The organism is Hydrogenivirga sp. 128-5-R1-1, from assembly GCF_000171895.1.
Genome location: NZ_ABHJ01000207.1, coordinates 1 through 1,918, shown reverse-complemented (window position 1 = coordinate 1,918; position 1,918 = coordinate 1). Strand labels below are relative to the sequence as shown.

The window sequence follows — 1,918 nt, the reverse complement described above, 5'->3', positions numbered from 1 at the left end:
AACAAGTATCCATCAATATTTTAAATATTTCATCTATGTTCTCATCTGTAAGTTCATCTGACCTTATCCAGTGAAGATTAACCTTGACTTTATTTGCTATTGAAGCGTGTATTAATGCTTCATCAATACTTTTGTAAGCATCTTTTAACTCAACATATTTTCCAATTATAGCTATATTCACTTCTTTATCTGACTTTCTAATAGTATTCAAAGTATTTACAATTTTTTTCCATTTTGATAGGTCAGGTTCCCTATACTCCAGATTAAGATGTTTTGATAAAACCTCGTCTATTTTTTCTTTTTTTAAATGAAGAGGTACTTCATAAATCGTATCTAAATCAGGTGCAGACAAAACAGAGTATTCATGAACATTTGTAAAAAGTGCTAACTTTCTTTTTATAGGTTTTGGAATTGTTTTTTCTGACCTACATATTAAAACATCAGGCTGAATACCAATAGCTCTAAGCTCTTTAACAGAATGCTGTGAAGGTTTTGTTTTAAGCTCTCCTGCTACTTTTATATATGGTACGTAAGTTAAATGGATAAATATTGAATTTTCCCTACCAAGCTCAAGTCCCATCTGTCGTATTGCTTCTAAAAATGGAAGACTCTCTATATCACCAACTGTACCTCCAATTTCAACAAGTGTAATGTCTGCATCTCCAGCAGCTTTTTCAATAGCTCTTTTTATTTCATTTGTAAAATGAGGTATTATTTGAACCGTTGCTCCTAAATAAGCCCCTCTTCTTTCTTTTTGTAAAATATTAAAATAAAGCCTTCCAGAAGTTGCGTTGTTATATTTTGTTAAAACAACATTTGTAAATCTTTCATAATGACCTAAATCAAGGTCTGTTTCTGCTCCATCTTCTGTAACATATACTTCACCATGCTGATAAGGGTTCATTGTCCCAGGGTCTATATTTAAATAAGGGTCTAACTTTAAAAATGTTATTTTATATCCCATAGATTCAAGAATTGCACCAATCCCTGCAGAAGCAACACCTTTACCCAGAGAAGAAAGAACACCACCTGTTACAAATATGAATTTTTTCAAACACCAAACCTCTGTTATTTTTAATAAAAAAATATTTTACCAGAATAAAAAATGTATAGTTTTGATATAATTAATAAATAAAAAGGGGTGAATTATATTGAGAAAAGAGAAACCTCCTATAGAAGAAAATGTAGACCTTGAGCTTGAATATAAGCTTTTGCATCTATATGATAAAATAAAGCCTTATTTAAAACAAATAACTGCGGGATTTGTTATTTTAATACTTGCAGTTTTATTCTTTCTCTATCATCAAAATAAAGTAGAAGAGAAAAAAAATAAAGCCAGTATTCTTGCATATGAAATTAATAAAGACATACAAAACAAAAAATACGATGAAGCTTTAAAGAAAATAAAATTTTTCAAGGCAAATTTTGCAGATACTGATTATATAAAACTTGTTTATGGATATGAACTCATAATAGAAAAAAATAAAAATATTGTAAACAAAGAAACAATAAAAAAATTAAAGGAAAATCTAAGTACTGACCAGACAAAAAACTATATAGCTGAATTTGAAGGATATTTAAACTATAAAAATAAAAAATACGACAATGCATTATCAAAATTAAACCAAATCAATCAATCAAACTTTAACTATTTATCAGCTTTAACATTGAAAGGATTTATATATGAAAAAAAAGGTGATACACAAAAAGCAAAAGAAATATTTGATGAGATTAAAGAGCTTTCAAAAGAAAAATACAGATACTTTGAAGCTTTAGCAAAAGAAAATATTTAGGAGTTTTAAGATGGAAAAAAAAGAAAAACTTTACGAAGGAAAAGCAAAAATAATATACGCCACAGACGAACCTGATAAGGTAATAATGGAATTTAAAGACAGTGCAACTGCATTTGACGCCATAA

3 protein-coding genes are annotated in these 1,918 nt (G+C 28.4%); 2 read left to right on the top strand and 1 reads right to left on the bottom strand.

The genetic code is table 11. The features are described from left to right. Positions 1-1,054 (bottom strand): CTP synthase (locus HG1285_RS03310; RefSeq protein WP_008288903.1); only part of this gene is annotated, 1,054 nt, incomplete at its 3' end. 97 nt (positions 1,055-1,151) lie between these two features. Here HG1285_RS03310 and HG1285_RS03315 point away from each other — a divergent pair. After that, the gene (locus tag HG1285_RS03315; RefSeq protein ID WP_008288902.1) at positions 1,152-1,793 is read left to right on the top strand and encodes a tetratricopeptide repeat protein; all 642 of its coding nucleotides are present in this window, start codon (positions 1,152-1,154) and stop codon (positions 1,791-1,793) included. 10 nt (positions 1,794-1,803) lie between these two features. Further along, a partial coding sequence (locus HG1285_RS19560) for a phosphoribosylaminoimidazolesuccinocarboxamide synthase (RefSeq protein WP_008288901.1) occupies positions 1,804-1,918 on the top strand: 115 nt, incomplete at its 3' end.